Raw genomic sequence first — 592 nt, 5'->3', positions numbered from 1 at the left:
TCGTAGAGGCCCAGGCCCATCCCGGCACGCTGCGCACCCTGACCGGTGAACAGGAACGCCAACCGGCCCTCGCCGGACACCCCGGTCGCGAGCACACCGTCCCCGGCCAGCACCGCGCGGTGCTCCAGGGCGGCGCGTGTGGTGGCCAGCGACCAGCCGACATCCACCGCATCCAGCTCCGGCCGCTCGGCGACGAAGGACCGGAGTCGCTTGATCTGTTCTTGCAGGGCGGGCTCGGACTTCGCCGAGACCACCCATGGCACCAGCCCCGGCGCCTGCCGCATCGCAGGGTCCGGCAGCGGCTCGGGTTCCGGTTCAGGGGCCTGCTCGACGATGACGTGGGCGTTGGTGCCGCTGATGCCGAAGGAGGACACCGCTGCCCGTCGTGGCCGGTCCGCCTGGGGCCACTCCCGGGTCTCGGTGAGCAGTTCCACCGCGCCCGCCGACCAGTCCACCTGCGGCGAGGGTTCGTCCACGTGCAGCGTCGCGGGCAGCACACGGTGCTGCAGGGCCATGACCATCTTGATGACACCGGCGACGCCTGCGGCCGCCTGGGCGTGGCCGATGTTGGATTTGATCGAGCCCAGCCACA

1 protein-coding gene is annotated in these 592 nt (G+C 71.6%); it reads right to left on the bottom strand.

Features of this window, described 5'->3' with window-relative positions; translation table 11 throughout:
- The coding region (locus G5C65_RS38110) for a ketoacyl-synthetase C-terminal extension domain-containing protein (protein ID WP_277608169.1) at window positions 1-592 on the bottom strand (592 nt) is incomplete at both ends.

The sequence above is a fragment of the Streptomyces boncukensis genome (assembly GCF_011045075.1).
GTDB lineage: Bacteria > Actinomycetota > Actinomycetes > Streptomycetales > Streptomycetaceae > Streptomyces > Streptomyces boncukensis.
The sequence above is the reverse complement of the archived record's forward strand: the minus strand, read 5'-3'. Positions and strand labels throughout refer to the sequence as shown.